Origin of the sequence: Methylobacterium segetis (assembly GCF_004348265.1) — a bacterium.
GTDB classification, from domain to species: Bacteria; Pseudomonadota; Alphaproteobacteria; order Rhizobiales; family Beijerinckiaceae; genus Methylobacterium; species Methylobacterium segetis.
On the sequence record NZ_SMNT01000020.1, the window covers coordinates 38,683 to 58,728 of the forward strand.

Below are 20,046 nucleotides of genomic sequence, written 5' to 3' on the forward strand. Positions count from 1 at the left end.
TTCCGAAGCCCCAGGCCGTGAGACCGAGCGGGCACTTCGTCGTGGGAGCCCGCGGATGCAGCGCTCCGGCCGACGGGACCCCGCCGGTGTTCCGGATATGGAGGGCTCGCGAAGCCTCATCAAGGGGCGCGCAGGCCGCCGGCCTCGCTTCTTCCGCGAGCGCGATCGCCCCGGCGCGAGCGCGCGGGAAGGCGCCCTCTCGGGATCGGGATGTTTGCGCAGGCCAATCCAGGATTTTTCGGCAAAGCTTCGCCGCGCCGAATCACGATCTCGCGGTAACAGTTTGGAACTGCTCTATAATTCAGGGCAGACCTTGATCCCGAGGGGTGTCCTCGGATACTCCCGCGGCCAAGCGTTGTCCGGTGGCTTGTGCAGTGCCCGTGCCGGCAAGCTCGAGCTTGACCGGGATCTGCATGAGCGCGTCCTCGATTCCATCCGTCACCGATTGGATGCTGAAGGTCAGCGAGGTCTGCGCGGACGACGCGGACGTGCTCGCCCTGTCGGTAGCCCGTTTCGTGGCCTCGGGATACATGACGAGCGACGTCGCCTGCTGGGACGCGGCCTTCGACGGCGCGGAGCGGCTCCTCGGTGCGGCCGAGGGCGGCCGCCTCGTCTCCGGCATGGTCGGGGTCCTGCGGGCCCTGCGCTCGGAGCGGAGCGGGGATTGGCAATTCATGCCGGCCACGTGCTGCCGGGTGACGGCGAATGAATGTGCCCTGGTCGCGCTGATCCGGCGCGGCCGGTGCCGGCATTGGGAGGCGGTCCGGCGGGAAGCGGCGGAACTCGCGGGTCGGCCGGAGGCGCCACGCCTCGCGGAGGCGGTGCGCGATGCCGCCGAGACGATCAACGCCGCGGCTGCGCGGCTGCAGCCTGCCGAGGCGCGCAGGCCGCGCGGCACGCCGCTGCACTGAAATCGGGACGGTCAATGAACCGGGTCGTCCGAGAGGGACGGCGGAACATCAGGGGGAAACGAGCGTGACGGCGAACGGGCAGGTGGCGATGCGGGAACGAGGCGAGAATAGGTGCGGCGAGGATCGGCGCCGGCGGGTCACCCGCTTCGCGGCGCTTGCCGCACTCGCTCTTCCGCTTGCCGGCCCGGCCTTGGCGCAGGAGGGCGGCGCCAGGGGCGCTCCGATCAAGCTGCAGCTCAACCGCCTCGAGGCGACGGGCGATGCCTGCCGAACCTACCTACTCGTCGACAACAGCCGCGGGACGGCGCTGAAATCCCTCAAGGTCGATCTGTTCGCCTTCGACACCGACGGGGTGGCTCAGAAGCGCATCGCCGTCGAGCTCGGACCGCTCGCCGAGAAGAAGACCAGCGTGAAGATCTTCGACTTCGCGGGCATCGCCTGCCCGAAGATCGGCCGCGTCCTCCTGAACGACGTCCTCTCCTGCGAGGGAGGTGAGTCCAGCCGGGAAGCCTGCCTCGAGCGGACCGAGACCGAGAGCAAGGGCAGCGTCCCGTTCGACCGCTGACCTGACACCGTCATCCCGTCCGGCCCTTGCGGCCGGGCGACCCGCGGGCTCGTGCCCGCACAGGATTTGAGAGAGTTCGAGGAGCCCGTGATGGATCCCACACCCGCAGCCGCCGAAGCGGTGCACGATTTCTCTTTCGTCGGTCTGTTCCTGCAGGCCGACCCGATCGTGAAGGGCGTCATGATCCTTCTGGTGGTCGCCTCGATCGCCTGCTGGACCGTCGTCTTCGAGAAGATCGTGCGGCTCGCCGCCGCCAAGCGTCAGGCGAAGGCCTTCGAGGCCCTGGTCCGCTCGGGCGGGGCGCTGGAGGCCGGCCGCAAGGGAATCCCGTCCCACATCGTCAACGCCGCACTCGAGGCGTGGCGAGACCAGGATCCGACCGAGACCCGCGCCGAGCGCCGCGACCGCATCGAGCGCGCCATGCGCGCGGCTCTGGGGCTCGAGGTCAAGCGGCTTCAGACCGGCCTCCCGCTCCTCGCCACCGCAGGCTCCACGGCCCCGTTCGTCGGGCTGTTCGGCACCGTCTGGGGCATCATGAATTCGTTCTCGTCGATCGCGAAGAGCCAGGACACCTCGCTCGCCGTGGTGGCGCCCGGCATCGCCGAGGCGCTGTTCGCCACGGCGATCGGCCTCGTCGTCGCGATCCCGGCGGTGATGGCCTACAACAAGCTGACGAACGATGTCGGCCGCATCCAGGGCGCCTTCGTCTCGTGCATCGGCGTGCTCGGCAACCGGCTCGCCCGCGACCGCGGCGTGCACGGCCGGGCGGCGGCCGCCGAGTAGCCGTCCGGCGACGTCCAACCTTCCGACCGGTCGCCGCTCCGAGCGGCGGGCCGGCACCCCACGGTTCGCGGCGGGCCTCGTGCCAGCGTTCGCCGCCCGAGCCCCGGAGGGCGAGTCATGGCCATGGGTTCGATCCGCGCGAGCGGCGACGACGAGGACGGCCTCGATACGACGCCGATGTCCGAGATCAACGTCACGCCGATGGTCGACGTGATGCTGGTGCTGCTGATCATCTTCATGGTCGCGGCGCCGCTGATGACGACCGGCGTGCCGGTTCAGCTGCCGAAGACCTCGGCCGCCAAGGTCGCGCAGGCGAAGAAGCCGCTCGAAGTCACGATCGACAAGGACGGCAACCCCTCGATCGCCAAGGAGGTCTTCACCCAGGAGACCCTGATGCCGCGCCTGCGGGCGCTGGCTGCGGAGGATCCCAGCCAGGTGATGCTGGTGCGCGGCGACCGCGACGTGCCCTACGGCAAGATCATGGAAGTGATGGGCCTCGTCGGCCAGGCGGGCTTCACCAAGGTGTCGCTGATCGCCCAGTCGCCGGGAGGACCCCTGCCGGCCGCGCCCTCAGGTGGCGCTCCGGCCGCGCCGGCGGCCCCGGCGAACGGAGCGGCCCGCTAGTCCCATGAGCGTCCTCGTTTCCAGCGGTGAGCCTGAGAACGGGCGGTCCCCGCTCGCCGCCGCCTTCCTCGTCGCCCTCGCAATGCACGTCGCCGCGCTGATCGGGATCGCGCTCTACCGCCTGAGCCCGCCCGCTCCTCCCGGCGAGCAGCAGATTTCGATCGACCTCGCGCCTCAGATGACGGAGGCCGATGTTCAGGCGCCGAGCGAGACGCAGGCCAGCGAGACCGCGCCGCCGCCGCCGACACCGGTCGAGACCCCGAACGAGACCGAGGCCGTAAAGCCTCCGGACGTGACCGCGGTGGCGCCCGAGGAGACCGTGGCGGAGAAGCCGCCGGAGGTTTCCGAGCAGCCGCCGGTGACGGCTCAGACGGAGCCGCCGCCGGACGCGATGCCGGTCGAGCCGGAGAGCCAGGTCATCACCTCGACGGCTCCGCAGGCCGAGCCGCTCGCCCCGCCGCCGCCGCTGCTCGCGCAATCGCCCGAGCCGCCGAAGCCCGTCGAGCAGGCCAAGCCGAAGCCGGACCCGGTCAAGATCGCGGCCGAGCGCGAGGCCAAGCTGAAGGCCATCCGCGACGCGAAGCGCAAGGCCGAGGCGGAAGAGCAGCGCCGGGAGGCGGTGCGCGAGGCCCGGGAGAAGGCGGCGCGCGACGCCAAGGCGCGGGCCGCACAGGCGAGTGCCGGCCGCGCCGATCGCAGCTCGGCCTCCTCGTCGGCCCAGAACGCCGCTGGACGGGCGGCCTCGGGCAACGACCCGAATGCCCTGCGCCAGTGGCAGGGCATGCTGAGCTCGGCCATCCACGGCCGGATGAACCGCAACGCCGCGGCTGGGACGGGCGGCGGCGTGGCCGTGGTTCGCTTCACCGTGACGCGTTCCGGGCAGGTTACGAGCGCGAGCCTTGCCGGCAGCAGCGGCGTCGGCGCGATCGACGGTGCCGCGCTCGCGGCCGTGCGCGGCTCGCTGCCCCCGGCACCGGCCGGGGTGACGCTGTCGTCCCTCTCGGTGACCGTGCCGATGCGATTCAGCCCCGGCCGGTAGCCGCAGCACGAGGCGATGATCCGACTCCTCGCCCGCCGGATGGGCGAGGCGTGGATCAAGACCCGAGGGCCACGCGTCCCGCCGATGATGCCGAAGCGGGCTCCCGCGATGCGCCTGGACGGGATGTCGGCGGCCGGCAAGATGCGCCACGGCCTTTCTCAGTCCAGCTGAGGTCGGGAGACGCGTGAAGCAACTCTGCGTGGCAGATCTCAGCTGACGTCTTCACGAAGAGTTTAATCCGCCGACCGGAACGGGTGCGGGGCAAGTCTGATTGCCGCGATCGGAGACGTGCGCACCATCGGTGCCGGGCTCCTCCCTGATCCGCCGAGGAAATGCGCATGTCCGGTGTGAGTGGTGTCGCAGACGCGCTCGGTCCCGTTCGGGCGCCCTCCGAGCGCGCCCTGCGTGGCCTGGATGCCCTGAACTTCTTCCTGGCCGACGTGCGCGACGGCCTCGGCCCGTACCTCGCCATCTATCTCCTGGCGGTGCGCGGTCCGGAGCAGGGCTGGAACGAGGCGACGATCGGCCTCGTCATGACGATTGCCGGTATCGCGGGTCTCATCGCGCAGACGCCCGCCGGCGCTCTGATCGACCGCACCAACCACAAGGGCGCGATCGTGATCGCTGCGGCCGTCGCGGTGACCCTGAGTTGCCTGATCCTGCCCTTCGTCTCGAACTTCTATCTCGTGGCGGCGACGCAGTCGCTCGCCGGTATCGCCGGAGCGATCTTTCCTCCCGCTCTCGCGGCGATCACCCTGGGCGTCGTCGGACCGAAGATGTTCTCGAAGCGCATCGGCCGGAACGAGGGCTTCAACCACGCGGGCAATGCCACCTCGGCCGCGATCGCGGGCTCGACCGCCTATTTCTTCGGGCCGATCGTCGTGTTCTGGCTGATGGCGGTGCTCGCCGCAGCGTCCATCGTCGCCATGCTGATGATCCCGGCAAAGGCCATCGACGACGACCTCGCCCGCGGCCTCGACTGCACCGAGACCGAGGACTGCGAGCAGCCGTCCGGGCTCGCCGCCCTCTTCCAAAACAAGTACCTGCTCCTGTTCGCCGTGCTCTGCACGGCGTTCCACCTCGCGAACGCGGCGATGCTGCCCTCGGTCGGTCAGCTCCTCACGAAGATCTCCGGCAAGGACCACGCGACCTCGCTGATCGCCGTGTGCATCGTGGCCGCCCAATGCGTGATGGTGCCGGTTGCGGTCTTCGTCGGCGCCAAGGCCGACGTGATCGGCCGCAAGCCGATCTTCCTCGTGGCCTTTGGCGTCCTCGCCCTGCGGGGCGTGCTCTACACTCTCTCGGACAATCCGTTCTGGCTGGTCGGCGTGCAGTGCCTCGACGGCATCGGCGCGGGCATCTACGGAGCCCTGTTCCCCATCGTCGTCGCGGATCTCACCCGCGGCACGGGCCGATTCAACGTGGCGCAGGGGGCGGTGGCGACGGCACAGGGGCTCGGCGCGTCCTTCAGCGCCTCGCTGGCGGGGGTGATCATCGTCGCTGCCGGATTCTCGACGGCGTTCCTGTCGCTCGCCGCGATTGCCGCAGCGGGTTTCGTCGTCTACCTCGTGATGATGCCGGAGAGCCGGGGCTTCGAGCCTCAGGCTCGTCCGGACGGCGGTGCCGGGCCGCTGATGCCGACACCCGCTGCCGCCTGAACCGGCTGGCTCGGGGAATTCCGGGGGCAGGATTCGTTAGGCATTCGCCTTGCGTGGGACCTGCGTGCTACACAGGCGCATCCCGCCCGCATGCATCCGCGTGACGGGTGTGCGGACAGCACCGCCGGCCCAACCCCTCCCTCCCCTCCGGAGCCGGCGCGACCGATCGGAGCCTCGTCTTCCGGCCGTGCCCGAGCGCGCGGCCGCTCCGCTCGACGAGGCACCGAGAAAGGACATCGATGAGCCAGGACAGCGAAGTCCGCACCAAGGCCGAGGAGCGCGCCGAACGGGCCGAGCGCATGGCCAAGGAGGGCGCGCAGGCGATGGCCGAGCATCTCGCTTCGATCAAGGCTGTCGATGAGCGCACGGCTCGCCTGCGAGCCCTCCGCCTCGCCAAGGAGGCGTCCGACGCCGAGGCGCGGGCCGCTGCCCCGCCCTCCCCGAAGAAGCGCAAGGGAAAGTAAGGTCATGCCGATCGACCGCAGCCGCCGGACCAGCGATCCCCGTAAGGCGGCCGAGGCCGCTTTCCGCTCCGTCACCACGAAGCCGGCCGCCCCGGCGCCCACCGCGCCTGCCGCGCCCGCTGCCGTGCCGGGCATTCGCGAGAGTGTGACACTGCGCCTCGACAGCGCCGTCCTGGAGCACTTCCAGAAGGATGGACCCGGCTGGCAGGACCGCATCAACGACGCCCTCCGGAAGCTCGTCGGCGCCTGAGCGAAGCTCAGCGCGCGCGTGCTCGGCGGAGGCGGTTCACGGCCTGGTCGAGCGCGCCGAGGAAGGCCGAGCGGTCCCGGGCGGAGAACGGCTTCGGGCCTCCGGTGATCAGGCCACCCTCACGCAGATCCTGCATCAGGTTGCGCGTCGCGAGCGCGAGGCCGATCGAATTCTCGCTGAACGGCTTGCCGGTCGGTGCGATCACCGTCGCGCCCTGCCCGACGCATCGGCTCGCGAGCGGCACGTCCGCGGTGATCACGATCGCACCCGGCCCGGCACGGGCGGCAATCCAGTCGTCGGCCGCATCGAAGCCGTCGCCGACCACGACCCGCTCGATCCAGGGCTCGCGCGGAAGATTCAGGAAGCTGTTGGCGACGACGTAGACATGGAGGCCGTACCGGCCCGCGACGCGATACGTCTCGTCCTTCACCGGGCAGGCGTCCGCGTCGACGTAGATCGCGATCTCGGTGCTCATGTCATCGGCCCCGGACGAGCCGCGCGGCGAAGCCGAGGGCGATGAGCAGGATCCCGAGGGCGAAATGGCTGCGCTCGATCGCACCACCGATCGAGGCGACGATCGCCCGGCCGATCACGACGATCCCGACGATCGGCAGGCCGAAGCGGAGCGAGAGCCGCAGCGGCGTGCGCCAGGTCATGCCGGAGCCGTTTCCCATCAGCGCGCGCCCGAGACCTGACGGCGGCGCGGGCCGGCCCCCGCGACCGGCGCGGCGTTCGCCTCCCATGTCTGCGGCCCTGAGGACCGTTCCAGGGTTGCGACCGAGAGCGGCTGACCGCGCCCGCGCACGGTGTGGGCGCCGAGCGAGCGCGCCGTGATCCCCGGCGGCAGGGAGCCGAGGCGCGCGAGCAGATCCTCCGAGATCAGGATCTCCGCGTCGAGGGGGCGGCAGAGGGACTCAATACGCGAGGTCACGTTCACGGCATCCCCGAAATAGGCGATCTTGTGCCGGTCGACGCCGACTTCGGCCGTGACAACCGAGCCGCCGTGCAGCGCTGCGCGAAGCCGCGGCACCGTGCCGAAACGCGCCATCCAGGCCTCGGCCTCCGCCTCGATGCGGTCGCGGACGTCGAACACGCAGGTGACGCACCGCGCATCCTTCAGGCCCCGCGCCATCGGCCATGTGATCATGGCGAGATCACCGATGTAATCGTCGGTCGAGCCCGCGTTGCGGCGTACCGGCTCGGCGAGGGCGGCGAAGACGGCGCTGAGATAGGCCTGCGCGCGCAGGTCGCCGTGGGTCTCGGCGAAGGCCGTCGAACCGACGACGTCGAGGAACAGGAAGATGCGCTCCTCCCGCACGGGCTTGTGATAGCGCCCGACCAGGAAATTCACGAACACCTCGCCGCCGATGAGGTCGCGCATCCGAACCACGAAGACGAGGAGCGCCGAGACGGCGAGGGAGTAGGCGAGCACCCGCGGCGTGATCTTCACGGCGGTCTGCAGCGAATCGTCAGTGAGGCCGAAGCACCAGACGACCAGCCCACCCAGCGCGATGCCGAGGGCGATCATCAGCACGTAGGCGAGCTCGGCCGCGGGCACGTACAGCATCGCGGGCAGGCGACGCATCCGCGCCTGCAGGCCGGCGAGGATCAGGCCACGGTCGAAGGCGAGCCCTGCACCGCCGACACACAGCCCGTAGGTGAGCCCGGCGAGGGGCGTCGCGCCCCCCGCGAAGATGACGTTGTAGAGGAGGCCGGCCCCGCCGCAGGCCAGCAGCATCAGGACCCAGAACCAGCGGTGCTGCGGCAGCATCAGCCGGCCCTCCGCCCCGTGGCGCCCAACGGCGGAGCCGCACCGGAGGACATCGTGCTTGCGGGAAGAACGGCAGCGAGCACGACGGGTCCTTGGCCTAAAGTTATCGCCGCCGCGCGCCGATGCCCATTGCTCATTCCCCCATGATGGCGCGAATAAGGCGCGGGATGAAGCGCGGGGCGGCGGCAGCGACGCCGCGCGCGGACCCGTCGGCGGCCCCCACGGCCCTCCCGGCGACACCGGATCCGCACGCGAGGAGGCAGGCATGGACGCGCGCAGCTTCGGGTCGACGGGTGAGCGGGTCTCGGTCATCGGCCAGGGGACGTGGCGGATCGACGGGAGCCTCTGGGCGGAGGCGGTCGCGGCTCTCCGCGCCGGCGTCGATGCCGGCCTGACCCATATCGACACCGCGGAGATGTACGGTGACGGCGAGGCGATCGTCGGCGAGGCCATCGCGGGATTGCGGGAAGAGGTGTTCCTCGTCTCCAAGGTCGTTCCCGGCAACGCCACGCGCCGCGGCGTGGTGCGGGCCTGCGAGCAGTCGCTCCGCCGGCTGCGGACCGACCGCCTGGATTGCTACCTCCTGCACTGGCCGGGCAACCATCCCCTGGAGGAGACGATCGCCGGCTTCGAGGATCTGCGGCGGGACGGCAAGATCCTCTCGTGGGGCGTCAGCAACTTCGACGTCGACGATCTCGAGGCGGCTCTGCGCATTGCCGGGCCCTACCGCATTGCCTGCAATCAGGTGCTGTACCACTTGCGCGAACGTTCGATCGAGCACGCGGTCATCCCCTGGTGCGCGGCGAACGGCGTGGCAATGGTCGGCTACTCGCCCTTCGGGAGCGGCGACTTCCCCGACCCGACGAGCGGGGATGGGCGCCTCCTGTCCCGCATCGCCGAGGCGCACGGGACCACGCCCCACGCCGTGGCCCTCGCCTTCCTGACGCGGCTCGACAACACGTTCACGATCCCGAAGACCGGCCGGGCGGCGCGGGCGGCGGAGAACGCGACGGCGCGGGATCTCGCGCTCGACGAGGCCGAGATCACCGCCCTCGACGCGCAGTTTCCGAGAGGACGGCGCCCGAAGACCCTGCCGATGCTGTGAGGCTGCGCGCCGCCCTCAGGCGCTGCGCAGCATCGATCCGCGCGGATCGGAGGTCTCCGCCAGCCGCACGCGGTTGCGGCCGCTGCGCTTCGCTTCGTAGAGCGCCGCATCCGCATCGCGGAACAGGATGTCGGACGTCTCATCCGCGTCCGGAACCCGGCTGGCGACCCCGACGCTGAGCGTGACCGTTCCGCCGACCGCTTCGGCGTGGGGGATCTCCATCCGCACCATCTCGCGGCGGATGCGCTCCGCGATCAGGCGGGCCGCCGCGGCCTCGACGCCCGGCAACAGGACGGCGAATTCCTCGCCTCCGATGCGGCAGGCCAGGGCGTCGATCGGGTCGAGGTGCCGGGTCATGCAGAGGGCGACGGTCTTCAGCACCTCGTCCCCGCGTTGGTGGCCGAAATGGTCGTTGTAGTGCTTGAAGCTGTCGGCATCGATCAGGAGCAGCGACAGAGGCATCTGAGTCCGACCGGCGCGGCGCCATTCGCGGGCGAAGGCCTCGTCGTAGCGGCGGCGGTTCGGCAGCCCGGTGAGGCTGTCCGTCAGCGCCAGGGTCTCGAGTTCCGCATTGGCCGCCCGCGAGGAGGCCTCGGCGGCCGCCCGGCGCAGGACCTCGCGCTGGAGCAGCAAGGTCAGGCTCAGGGTTGCCGCGCTGAGCCCCAGCGTGAGGGCGATCACCATCTGTGCCCGCGGCCACCAGACCGCGCGGATGCTCTGTGCGCCGACTGCCACGTCCGCGATGAGCGGCAGGCCGTCGAGCTGGGCGAAGGCGTAGAGCCGCGCCGCCCCGTCGATGGCCGAGCGCTCGACGATCACGCCGCGACCCAGCTCCTTGAAACGCTTGAAGGCCGGCCCCGACGCGACGCTGCGGCCCACCACCTGCGGCAGATGCGGGTGGCGCACGAGCAGCGTGCCGTCCGTCTGGAACAGGTTGATCGCCCCTCCCTGCCCGACGTGCAGCCGCTCGAACAGTCGCTGGAAGTAGGAGAGATGGATCGCCCCGCTGACGATCCCGCCGAACGAGCCGTCCGGCTTGGTCACCCGCCGGCTCAGCGCCAGGATCGGTGTTCCGCTCACCCGCGACAGGCGGGGTCCGCTGACAGCAAGGCCAAGGGAGGGATCATCGCGCAGCGCCTTGAAATCCGGGTTCTCGATGAGCGTAGCCGTCGTCGGCACCGTAGGGTCCGAGGCGATCCGGATCCGCCCGGTCTCGTCGGCCACGAGCATGATCCCGAGGCCCGGTGCCGAGGCCGCCCGGTCGAACAGGACGCGGCGGCGCATCGCGGGATCGAGGTTCGAGATCTGCGGATCTTCCGCCCCCTCGGCCACGGCCTGCAGCGAGAGGTCATACATCTCGACGTTGCGGGCGATGCTCTGCTCGATCAGGCTCAGCAGGTTCTGGGCACCCTGCTCCGCCTGGAGCCACGCCCCATGGCGCATGTCGCAGATCAGGTACAGGCCGAGCGCGCACAGGCCGGCGGTGACCGAGACGCCGAGGATCGCGATGAGACGCGAGGCGCGGTCATTGAGATGCGCTGTCGCTGCGCTCAGCCACCGCGCTCGCATGCTCCCCTTCCCCCGACGCTTCGCCGCTCGATGACATTGAAGCGACAAGTCGTGAGCGAAGCCCTACGCAACCCCTTCGGGTGTCCGGAACCGTCGCGGATGCTCAACGGATCCTGAACGACCGGAGCGCGACCGCTACTCGCCGATGCCGAACAGCTTCTCCAGGAAGTTGCGGTCGTCCTGGCTCGGACCCCGCTGCCGCTGCTGGCTCGCCTGCGGCCGCGGTGCCGGCTGCGGCTCGCCGAGGAGTGTGCCCAGGAGGCCGCCGGTCGGTCCCCCGGCCGACGCGACCGAGGCGGTCGTCTCCGGCGCCTTCCGCCAGCGGTTCATGCCGGGCAGCGGCACCGGGGCCTGACCCTTGAGCGCGACCGTCATGTAGCTCTTCCAGATCTCGACCGGCAGGTTGCCGCCGGACGCCTTCTTGGTCGGCTCGCTGTCGTCGTTGCCGAGCCAGATCCCGGTCACGAGGGTGCCCGAGTAGCCGATGAACCACGCGTCTCGGAAATCCTGGCTCGTGCCGGTCTTCCCGGCGAGGTCCCAGCCCGGGATGTCGCCCTTCTTGGCGGTGCCGATCACGAAGGTCTCGTGCATCATGGCGTTCATCATGCCGACGGCGTTCGGGTCGATGACGCGGCCGAGCCCGCCCTCCCCGCGCTTGTACAGGAGCTTGCCGTCCGTCCCCTTCACGGTGGCGACGACGTAGGGAATGACGCCGGTGCCGCCGTTGGCGAAGGCACCGTAGGCGCCGACCATCTCCAGCGGCGTAACCTCCGAGGTGCCCAGCGCGATCGAGCCGTTCGCCTGGAGCGGCGAGGTGATGCCGAGGCGCTGCGCCGTCTGCACCACACTCTTCGGGCCGACCTCCTGCCCGAGGCGCACCGCCACCGTGTTGAGCGAGAGCGCCAGCGCCGTGCGCAGGGTGACGGCACCTTCGTACTGGTGCGAGTAGTTCTCCGGCTGCCAGTTTCCGATCTTGATCGGCGCATCCTCGCGGACCGTGTCGGGCGTGGCACCGCGCTCCACCGCCGCGAGATAGACGAAGGGCTTGAACGAGGAGCCGGGCTGGCGCTTGGCCGTGGTTGCCCGGTTGAACTGGCTCTGCGCGTAGTCGCGGCCGCCGATCAGAGCCCGGATGGCGCCGTCCGGCCGCATTGAGACGAGCGCCCCCTGGCCGACATTGTAGCGGCCTCCCTTGGCGTTCAGCTCATCGACGAGGGCCTTCTCCGCGGCGGCCTGGAGGCCGGTGTCGACGGTCGTCTGCACCACGATGTCCGCTTCGAATTTGGGCACGTAATCGTCGAGCACGTCCATCACGAGGTCGGCGACGTAGTTGGCCGAGCCGCCGCCGCGGCTGCTCGCGGGCCGGGCCGGTTGAGCGAGCGCGACCTTCACGTCCTGCGGCTTGGCGAAGCCGAGATCCTGCATGGCGGCGAGAACCTGTGCGGCCCGGGTCTGGGCCGCCGGCAGGTTCCGGTTCGGCGCAAGGCGCGACGGCGCCTGGACGAGGCCGCCGAGCATCGCGGCCTCCGCGAGGCTCACGCTCTTGGCCGGCTTGCCGAAATACCGTTGCGCGGCCGCCTCGACGCCGTAGGCGCCAGCACCGAAATAGACCCGGTTGAGGTAGAGTTCGAGGATCTCGTCCTTGGTGTACTTGTGCTCCAGCCACAGGGCCAGGATCGCTTCCTGGATCTTGCGCGAGGCCGAGCGCTCGGGTGTCAGGAACAGGTTCTTGGCGAGCTGCTGGGTCAGGGTCGAGCCGCCCTGCGCAACGCCGCGGCGCGTGAGATTCTGGCCGATGGCGCGGGCGATGCCGACCGGGTCGACGCCGAGATGGCTGTAGAACCGCCGATCCTCGATGGCGACGAAGGCGCGGGGGAGATAGGGCGGGAGTTCCTTGATGCTCACGACGCGTCCCCCCGTCTCGCCGCGATTGGCGAGAAGGGAGCCGTCGCTTGCCAGGATCGCGATGTTCGGCGGCCGCTTCGGAACGGCGAGCTGGTCGATCGGCGGCAATTGCGAGGCGTGATAGGCGACGAGCCCGGCCACGCCGATGACGGCCCAGAGGCCGAGCACGATACCGGCATAGGCGAGCCGACCGAGGAACGATCCCCGGCGCTTGGCGGCCTTGCGCGGCGGGGCCGCCGGGCGTCGCCCCGCGGGGGCCGCGCGCCCGCGCTGCCCCTGCCCGCTCGCTCCTCGCTTTGCCGCCACGCCGCCTCCCGCCCGATCGTCGCGCGAGAGGCGGAGGTCGAGGGCGCCCGGGCTCGCGACGCGCCCTTCCGGCACGTCGAAGTTCGGCTCGTCCCGGCCCGTCCGTCCGCGTCCTCTCGTCATTGGGTTCCGTCGATGTCCTGGCCCGGCATCGGGCGACGACGCTGCACCCCGCGCAGCATCGGCCCGGTCGGCTCCGGTTCGCACGCTAAATACGGCGGGTTTAAGCCCCCTTAACCTGTCGAATTCGGGGTTCGTTAACCGTGAGAGGCCGGGGCGTGCGGCGACGGGTCTCCTGGATCGGTCCGGAACGGTACGCAAGGTACCCCGTTCCCGCAGGCCCGTTTCCGGGCACCCTCTCGAATGGATCGGATTGGAACGGATGCTGCACTGTCTCGTCGCGGACGGAAATGTCCGCGATGCCCGGGAGGAGCATCTCCGCGCGACGGGGCGAACCTCGGCGCAGGCTTACGCCGCGCTCCTGAAGGCGCTCGCAACGGACGTCTCCTGCACCCTGATCAGTCCGGCCGACGTCGATGCGGCGCTGCCGGCGGGTGCCGATCTCGCAGGATTCGACGCCCTGGTCCTGACGGGCTCGGCGCTGCACGTGACGGAGGATCGCCCGGCGGTGCGGCGGCAACTCGACCTGATGCGCGCGGCGCTCGACGCCGGGCTTCCGGTCTTCGGTTCCTGCTGGGGCGTTCAGGTTGCCGCTGCCGTGGCGGGCGGTGACGCGGGACGCAATCCGCGCGGCCCCGAATACGGTTTCGCCCGGGGCCTCGTACCCAGCCGGGGCGGGCGCGGGCACCCGCTGCTCGATGGCCGCCCCGCCTCCTACGAGGCGCCGGCCATGCATCTCGACGCCGTGATCGTGCCGCCGCCCGGGGCCGAGGTGCTGGCCGGGAACGGCCGCCTGGATGTGCAGGCGATCGAGATCCGTGCGGGTACAGGCGTGTTCTGGGGCACGCAGTACCATCCCGAGCTCGATCTCGACGAGCTCGGCGCGATGCTGCGCCTGCAGGCCGCCGAGGTCGTCGAGGCGGGCTTCTGCCGGACGAGCGCGGAGGTCGAGGCCTACGCGGCCGATCTCGAGGCGCTGCACGCCGCACCGCGCGAGCGGACGGATCTCGCGTGGCGCCACGGTATCGGAGCGGAGGTGCTCGAGGCGTCGAACCGGCGTCGTGAGATCGCGAATTTCCTCGATCGGCTCGTCCGACCCCGCACCCGGCGCTGAGGTCAGGCAGCCCGAAACACGCCGACCGAGCCCTTCGGTTCGGGGGCGATGTGCAGCGGGCCCGGCCTGCGAAACAGGATCGCGAGGGGCGTATTCCGGATCGCGCGCTCGAAGCCGAGCGGCAGCACCACGGCGACCGCGGTGACGAGGAGGCTCGCGAGACCGACGTCGGCGACGATGCCCGTTCTGACCAGGAGGGTCCGGGTCGCCGCCATCGGCAGGAAGAAGGCGAGATAGATCACGATCGAACGGCGACCGCACATCCGGAGGGCAGCCGCGACGATACCCCCTGCGCGGGTGAGCAGCGCTGCCACTGCCACGATGGCGAGCGCGCCCGCTCCTCCGAGGAGGAGGCTGACGAGCGGCAGGCTCGCGAGGGTGGGGAAGCCCGGCAGCGGCGAGGGCGCGAAGGCGAGCCAGCCCTCGATTCCGGCCCAGAGACCGAGGCCCGCGAGCGCCAGGGTGGGATGCGCGCGCACGGTGTCGGCGAAGGCGAAGATGCGCGAGGCGAACAGATATCCGCCGAGGAAGTAGACGTAGCGCGCGCAGAACTCCTCAAGGAGGTAGGACGCGGTCGCGACCGGCACGATCTGCAGGAGCGCGGCGAGCCCGAGGAGCACGGCCGGGGGCACACCGCGCAGGAGCTTCGTGACCACCGAGAAAACCGCCAGGAGGTAGATGAACCAGAGCGTCGAGTAGGGCTCGACGAGCGCCCGTGCGAGATGGGCGAGGAACGCCATTGGGTCGGCCCCGTCGACGATCTGGGCGTATTTGGCGGCCGACTGGATGAGGACCCAGAGCCCGTAGAAATAGGCGAAGTGCACCACTCTGCGATCGGAGAAGAGGCGCCAGTCCCGATCGATCACGCGGCCGAGGAACAGCCCGGACAGCAGGAAGAAATCGGGGATCCGGAAGGGCTTGGCGAAGGCGACGACGGGATGCATGAATCCCTCCGCACCCATCGCCTCGCCGGTTCCCAGGGTCGAGTGCATCATCACCACGAGGATGATGCAGAGACCTTTGGCGACGTCGACCCATGCGAGGCGCATCGCCTCGTCGGGCCGCCCCGGTGCCGAACCCTCCACCGCCATGACGACGCTCCGCCGCTTGCTACGGCCCCGGAGCCTCCGCGCGCAGTCTTAACGGGCGGCCCTACGCGGCCGAGCGTCCCGACGACATGCGAAACGCGGCGTTAAATCCCCTCAGCGGTCGCGCTTCGCGCCGCGGCGATCGCGCGTCATGCGGGTGGCGGCGTGGAAATCATCGGGCTTCGTCCGCACCCAGGCGACGAAGCGCTCGATCTCCGGGTCCTCGCGAAGGGCCTCCACGGCGGACAGGCGCCGCGCGATCTCGGCCTCGCTGTAGCGGGCGTGGATGGCCGAGTGGCAGATCTGATGCAGGCGCACCGTCCCCTTGTGGGTACCACCCTTCAGCTTGGGCGTGAGGTGGTGGAGGCTCGACCGGGAACGCGCCGGAATCGGGCGTTCGCAGAGTGGGCAGATCACGGGCTCCGAGCGAGGGTTATCCTGGGTCGCGGGGTCGTCCTCCCGCCAGCGCCGAGCCCGCCGTCCGACCATGCCCCTCCCCTCGCGATACGCCCTGCCAGACCCGTCATATGAGGCGGCGCACCGGCATCGGGAGTCGGCGCGTCACTCCGCCGTGCTCGGCAGGCACCGCGCCTCGATCCGCCCGCGGAAGAACGCCTCGGCCTTCCCGTCCGACGTGCCGAGGATCGAGACGTGGTCGCCCGGCACCGCCTCGAAATGCGCCGCTTGCCCGACCGCCTCCGCGAGCCTTCGGCCGAAGCTCGCCGGGATCACCGGGTCGGACAGGCCGTGGACGATCAGGACCGGGATCGTCGCGCCGGCGAGCCGCTCGTCGCTTCGGTAGGTGTCGAGCAGGAGGCCGGGCGGCGCCAGGGGGAAGCGCAGGCGCACCATGGCGGCCATCGAGTCGAACGGCGCCTCGAGATAGAGGCCGAGGGCCGCATGCCCGCGCGCGAGGGCGGCCGCGACGCCCGTGCCCAGCGAGTGACCGTGCAGCAGGATCGGGGCGCCCGGCGCGCGCCGGGCGACCTCGCGGTAGGCCGCCTCGCCGTCGGCGAGGAGCCCGTCCTCGCTCGGGCTTCCCGTCGATCCCGGGTAGCCGCGATAGGCGATGGCGAGCACGCCCCAGCCGTTCGCCGCCCACGGACCGGCCCCAAAGCGCGCGGCGTGCGGCTCCGGCCGCGAGCCGTTGCCGTGGAAGGTGAGGACGACGCCGCAGCCCGGCTCGGGCGGCCGCCAGAGGGCGCGCAGGGTCTCGCCGTCCCCGGTTCGCAGGCCGAAGCTCTGCACGCCTTCCGGCGGATCCGCCGCGATCGGAGCGCCCGGGAGCGACGCGCCGGGATAGATGAGCGACCGCTGGAAGGCGGCGAGAAGGCCGACGGCGCCGACATAGAGGGCGGTCGCCGAGAGGAAAAGGAGGCTGACGATGCGCATGCGGTCCGCTGCCGGGAGGTGACGCTACGCTCGCCCCCGCCGCAAGGAGACCGATGCGCGCATTGACAAAGCGGGGCGCGGCGTCGAGATTTGAACCGTTCCGAGGGGAGCCCCGAGACAGGGGGCTGAGATTGGGCGCTCCGTCCTGACCCTTGAACCTGATCCGGCTCATACCGGCGGAGGGACGGGAACTCGCGGCCAGACGACTCGGCGGCCGCGCCCATTCTGACCTGTGACGAGTTCGGATCGCTCCAACGCCAGGAGAGATCCACGATGAACGCACCCGTCCGACCCCAAGACCTCCCGAAGGGCAGCCCCGAGACCGTGACGACCGGTCCGATCACCGGCTCGCGCAAGGTGTACGCCACCGTCGCCGGCCGCGACGACATCCGCGTGCCCTACCGCGAGATCGTGCTGAGCGAGCCCACCGAGGCGCCGGTGCGCGTCTACGACGCGTCGGGTCCCTACACGGAAACGGATGCGCGCATCGACCTCAATGCCGGCCTGCCGGGCGTGCGCGAGCCCTGGATCGCCCAGCGCGGCTACGCGTCCGTCGAGCCGCGCGCCGTCAAGCCAGAGGACAACGGCTTCGTCGGCGAGGACAAGCTCGTGGCCCCCTGCCCCGCCGAGCGCGTCGTGCGCCGGGCCGGGCCGGGCCAGAGGGTGACGCAGTACGAGTTCGCGAAGGCCGGCCTCATCACCGAGGAGATGATCTACGTCGCCCATCGCGAGAACCTCTGCCGCGCGGCGATGCTGGAGCAGGCCGAGGCCAAGCTCGCCGACGGCGAGAGCTTCGGCGCGGCGCTGCCGCCCTTCATCACGCCGGAATTCGTGCGGGACGAGGTGGCGCTCGGGCGGGCCATCATCCCGGCCAACATCAACCACACCGAGCTCGAGCCGATGGCGATCGGCCGGAACTTCCTCGTCAAGATCAACGCCAATATCGGCAACTCGGCCGTCACCTCGTCGGCGGCGGAGGAAGTCGAGAAGCTCGTCTGGGCGACGCGCTGGGGCGCCGACACGGTGATGGACCTGTCGACGGGCCGCAACATCCACAACATCCGCTCGTGGATCGTCCGCAATTCTCCCGTTCCGATCGGCACGGTGCCGATCTACCAGGCGCTGGAGAAGGTCGGCGGCGATCCTCTGAAGCTCGACTGGGAGGTGTTCAAGGACACCCTCATCGAGCAGGCCGAGCAGGGCATCGATTACTTCACGATCCATGCGGGCGTGCGTCTCGCGCACGTGCCGCTGACGGCCCGGCGCGTCACCGGCATCGTCTCTCGCGGCGGCTCGATCATGGCGCGGTGGTGCCTGGCCGGGCACCGGGAATCGTTCCTCTACGAGCGGTTCGACGAGATCTGCGACATCATGCGGGCCTACGACGTCTCGTTCTCGCTCGGCGACGGGCTGCGGCCGGGCTCGATCGCGGACGCCAACGACGCGGCGCAGTTCGCGGAACTCGAGACGCTGGGCGAGCTGACGAAGATCGCCTGGGACAAGGGTTGCCAAGTCATGATCGAGGGCCCCGGCCACGTGCCGATGCACAAGATCAAGGTCAACATGGACAAACAGCTGCGCGAGTGCGGTGAGGCGCCGTTCTATACGCTCGGACCGCTGACGACCGATGTCGCGCCGGGCTACGATCACATCACGTCGGGCATCGGCGCCGCGATGATCGGCTGGTTCGGCACGGCGATGCTTTGCTACGTCACGCCGAAGGAGCATCTGGGACTGCCGAACCGCGACGACGTCAAGGTCGGCGTCATCACCTACAAGATCGCGGCCCATGCGGCCGATCTGGCCAAGGGGCACCCTGCGGCGCAGCTGCGCGACGACGCCCTGTCGCGCGCCCGGTTCGATTTCCGCTGGGAGGACCAGTTCAACCTCTCCCTCGATCCCGATACGGCGCGCAGCTACCACGACGAGACCCTGCCGAAGGATGCCCACAAGGTCGCGCATTTCTGCTCGATGTGCGGGCCGAAATTCTGCTCCATGAAGATCACCCAGGATCTTCGCGCCGAGGTTCTGGCGATGGAGGAAGCGGGCGAGGTCATCCACACCGCGCCCGTGATGTCGAGCGCCGAGCGGGAGGCCGGAATGCGGGCGAAGTCGGCGGAATTCCTGGCGGAGGGCGGCAAGCTCTACGTCGACGCCGCCGAATAGCCTTCCGCGAGCGGACGAATACCGCGATCATCGGCCGGTCGGGCGCTCACGGGCTCCCGGCCGGCCGTTCTCGTTCCGGGCCGGAACCTCCACCGGAACGTGAGCAGCCGCGCCTTTGAAATCAGAAGATGTGTCGTCCGGCCGCCCCGTCGAACCGCATCCCCGGATCCTGTCAGGCCCCGTCCGGGAAGGTCAGAACGTGATCGCATGCGATCTTCCGCCGATCACGGGCACGTAGATCGCGATCAGTGCTTCGCGGGGCACGACGCGGCGCGCGATAGACGCTTTTCCGATCAAGAAATTCTAGGGGGCCCGAAGGTTCTGTTGCCAAAAGATGAAATTCATTTCTTTCGGCCCCGTGATTTTTTCGTCATTTCGTCGTTCGTGCTCACGATCTTTTAACGCTTTTTCGAGGTCCGCACGGGGCGCGGCCCGAATTTTACAGCGTGCTAACGGTGTTCGCGACTTGATGGGGCTCGTTTGCTTCCAACAGGAGCAAGGCCATGGACATCAGAGCCGTCGCAACATCCCCGCCGGTCGCCCCGGCAGCCTCGGTCCCGTCGACCCCGCAGCGTCAGGACGCGCGCCCGCAGGCGCAGGCGGCGCTCGCGCCCGCGGTCTCCCTCTCGATCGGCGAGGCGGCCGAGACGCGCAATGCGGCCGAGACGGCGCAGCAGAACGCGCGGAGCGGCGCCTACACCCGCGACGCCGAGAGCCAGACGCTGGTCTACCAAGTGGTCGACCCCGCGAGCGGCGACGTCGTCATCCAGATCCCCGACGAGGTCGTCCTGCGCGCCCGGGTCTATGCCCGGGAGGCGAGCGAGGCGGCGGCGCAGAAGCCCGGCGCCGCGGTGGAGCGCCGGGCCTGATCCGGCGCGCCGGCCGGAAAAGTCGGCGATCGTACAAATTTAACTGTCTCACTTAACGCGGCCGCAAGAGGCCCCGGTCCACAACGACGATGTTCTCCATGACGGAGGACAGAACTGCACAGGAAGCATCCATCATGTCCGCTGGTATCTCACTCAACTCGTCCGTCCGTTCGAGCCTTCTGTCCCTTCAGGACACGGCCTCGCTTCAGGCGACGACGCAGAACCACCTCTCGACCGGCAAGAAGGTCGCGAGCGCCCTCGACAACCCGATCAACTTCTTCACCGCCGCCTCGCTGAACGACCGCTCGAGCGCGCTCTCGGGCCTGCTCGACGGCATCTCGAACGGC

General features: G+C 70.1%; 20 protein-coding genes, 1 pseudogene and 1 riboswitch. Of the genes and pseudogenes, 13 read left to right on the plus strand and 8 right to left on the minus strand.

The window, feature by feature from the left end:
- The first annotated feature begins 413 nt into the window (after positions 1 to 413).
- From E1J50_RS07465 to E1J50_RS07500, 8 genes are all read left to right on the plus strand, one after another.
- Entirely contained in the window at positions 414 to 911 is a 498-nt protein-coding gene (locus tag E1J50_RS07465) for a hypothetical protein (RefSeq protein WP_207919165.1), read from the plus strand.
- A gap of 88 nt (positions 912 to 999) precedes the next feature.
- Positions 1,000 to 1,476, plus strand: a complete 477-nt coding sequence (locus E1J50_RS07470; RefSeq protein WP_132252077.1) for a Tat pathway signal protein — start codon at positions 1,000 to 1,002, stop codon at positions 1,474 to 1,476.
- 90 nt (positions 1,477 to 1,566) lie between these two features.
- Positions 1,567 to 2,259 carry a MotA/TolQ/ExbB proton channel family protein gene (locus E1J50_RS07475; RefSeq protein ID WP_132252024.1) on the plus strand — a complete coding sequence of 231 codons (693 nt, stop codon included), beginning with the start codon at positions 1,567 to 1,569 and terminating at the stop codon, positions 2,257 to 2,259.
- A 117-nt stretch (positions 2,260 to 2,376) separates the two neighbouring features.
- A complete protein-coding gene (gene tolR / locus E1J50_RS07480) occupies positions 2,377 to 2,883 on the plus strand; it encodes a protein TolR (protein WP_132252027.1) in 507 nt (168 codons plus the stop codon).
- A 4-nt stretch (positions 2,884 to 2,887) separates the two neighbouring features.
- The gene (locus tag E1J50_RS07485) at positions 2,888 to 3,922 is read left to right on the plus strand and encodes an energy transducer TonB family protein (protein ID WP_132252029.1); all 1,035 of its coding nucleotides are present in this window, start codon (positions 2,888 to 2,890) and stop codon (positions 3,920 to 3,922) included.
- A gap of 338 nt (positions 3,923 to 4,260) precedes the next feature.
- Complete coding sequence (locus tag E1J50_RS07490) at positions 4,261 to 5,580, plus strand: MFS transporter (RefSeq protein WP_132252031.1); 1,320 nt, start codon at positions 4,261 to 4,263, stop codon at positions 5,578 to 5,580.
- Positions 5,581 to 5,819: 239 nt separating this feature from the next.
- On the plus strand, positions 5,820 to 6,044 hold the full coding sequence (locus E1J50_RS07495; protein WP_132252033.1) for a hypothetical protein: 225 nt from the start codon (positions 5,820 to 5,822) through the stop codon (positions 6,042 to 6,044).
- A gap of 4 nt (positions 6,045 to 6,048) precedes the next feature.
- Positions 6,049 to 6,294, plus strand: a complete 246-nt coding sequence (locus E1J50_RS07500; protein WP_132252035.1) for a BrnA antitoxin family protein — start codon at positions 6,049 to 6,051, stop codon at positions 6,292 to 6,294.
- Between the two features lie 7 nt (positions 6,295 to 6,301).
- On the opposite strand, the gene E1J50_RS07505 is transcribed toward E1J50_RS07500, so the two are convergent.
- Genes E1J50_RS07505 through E1J50_RS07515 form a run of 3 tightly spaced genes read right to left on the minus strand, consistent with a single transcriptional unit; the run spans position 6,302 to position 8,065 of the window.
- On the minus strand, positions 6,302 to 6,769 hold the full coding sequence (locus E1J50_RS07505) for a YaiI/YqxD family protein (RefSeq protein WP_132252037.1): 468 nt from the start codon (positions 6,767 to 6,769) through the stop codon (positions 6,302 to 6,304).
- 1 nt (position 6,770) lies between these two features.
- Positions 6,771 to 6,950 (minus strand): hypothetical protein, encoded by a 180-nt coding sequence (locus tag E1J50_RS07510; protein ID WP_245516471.1) that lies wholly within the window; start codon positions 6,948 to 6,950, stop codon positions 6,771 to 6,773.
- Positions 6,951 to 6,967: 17 nt separating this feature from the next.
- A complete protein-coding gene (locus tag E1J50_RS07515) occupies positions 6,968 to 8,065 on the minus strand; it encodes an adenylate/guanylate cyclase domain-containing protein (RefSeq protein WP_132252041.1) in 1,098 nt (365 codons plus the stop codon).
- Between the two features lie 265 nt (positions 8,066 to 8,330).
- Between E1J50_RS07515 and E1J50_RS07520 the strand changes: the two genes are divergently transcribed.
- Positions 8,331 to 9,170 carry an aldo/keto reductase gene (locus E1J50_RS07520; RefSeq protein ID WP_132252044.1) on the plus strand — a complete coding sequence of 280 codons (840 nt, stop codon included), beginning with the start codon at positions 8,331 to 8,333 and terminating at the stop codon, positions 9,168 to 9,170.
- 15 nt (positions 9,171 to 9,185) lie between these two features.
- On the opposite strand, the gene E1J50_RS07525 is transcribed toward E1J50_RS07520, so the two are convergent.
- Both E1J50_RS07525 and E1J50_RS07530 read right to left on the minus strand, forming a co-directional pair.
- Positions 9,186 to 10,739 (minus strand): GGDEF domain-containing protein, encoded by a 1,554-nt coding sequence (locus tag E1J50_RS07525; RefSeq protein ID WP_132252047.1) that lies wholly within the window; start codon positions 10,737 to 10,739, stop codon positions 9,186 to 9,188.
- Between the two features lie 135 nt (positions 10,740 to 10,874).
- Complete coding sequence (locus tag E1J50_RS07530) at positions 10,875 to 13,073, minus strand: transglycosylase domain-containing protein (RefSeq protein WP_132252050.1); 2,199 nt, start codon at positions 13,071 to 13,073, stop codon at positions 10,875 to 10,877.
- A 259-nt stretch (positions 13,074 to 13,332) separates the two neighbouring features.
- Here E1J50_RS07530 and E1J50_RS07535 point away from each other — a divergent pair, with 259 nt between their 5' ends.
- A complete protein-coding gene (locus E1J50_RS07535; RefSeq protein ID WP_132252052.1) occupies positions 13,333 to 14,184 on the plus strand; it encodes a glutamine amidotransferase-related protein in 852 nt (283 codons plus the stop codon).
- 2 nt (positions 14,185 to 14,186) lie between these two features.
- Here E1J50_RS07535 and E1J50_RS07540 read toward each other — a convergent pair whose 3' ends face one another.
- The 3 genes from E1J50_RS07540 to E1J50_RS07550 all read right to left on the minus strand — a co-directional run bounded on the left by E1J50_RS07540 (position 14,187) and on the right by E1J50_RS07550 (position 16,664).
- Entirely contained in the window at positions 14,187 to 15,275 is a 1,089-nt protein-coding gene (locus E1J50_RS07540; RefSeq protein WP_132252055.1) for an acyltransferase family protein, read from the minus strand.
- Between the two features lie 111 nt (positions 15,276 to 15,386).
- The gene (locus E1J50_RS07545; protein ID WP_132252057.1) at positions 15,387 to 15,761 is read right to left on the minus strand and encodes an HNH endonuclease family protein; all 375 of its coding nucleotides are present in this window, start codon (positions 15,759 to 15,761) and stop codon (positions 15,387 to 15,389) included.
- Between the two features lie 72 nt (positions 15,762 to 15,833).
- Positions 15,834 to 16,664, minus strand: a complete 831-nt coding sequence (locus E1J50_RS07550) for an alpha/beta hydrolase (protein ID WP_132252059.1) — start codon at positions 16,662 to 16,664, stop codon at positions 15,834 to 15,836.
- 93 nt (positions 16,665 to 16,757) lie between these two features.
- A riboswitch (TPP riboswitch) is annotated at positions 16,758 to 16,866 on the plus strand.
- A gap of 71 nt (positions 16,867 to 16,937) precedes the next feature.
- Here E1J50_RS07550 and thiC point away from each other — a divergent pair.
- The 3 genes and pseudogenes from thiC to E1J50_RS07565 all read left to right on the plus strand — a co-directional run.
- On the plus strand, positions 16,938 to 18,830 hold the full coding sequence (gene thiC, locus E1J50_RS07555) for a phosphomethylpyrimidine synthase ThiC (RefSeq protein ID WP_132252061.1): 1,893 nt from the start codon (positions 16,938 to 16,940) through the stop codon (positions 18,828 to 18,830).
- Positions 18,831 to 19,333: 503 nt separating this feature from the next.
- Entirely contained in the window at positions 19,334 to 19,699 is a 366-nt protein-coding gene (locus tag E1J50_RS07560) for a flagellar protein FlaG (RefSeq protein WP_132252064.1), read from the plus strand.
- A gap of 134 nt (positions 19,700 to 19,833) precedes the next feature.
- Positions 19,834 to 20,046: pseudogene (locus E1J50_RS07565) on the plus strand (flagellin); the annotation flags it as partial.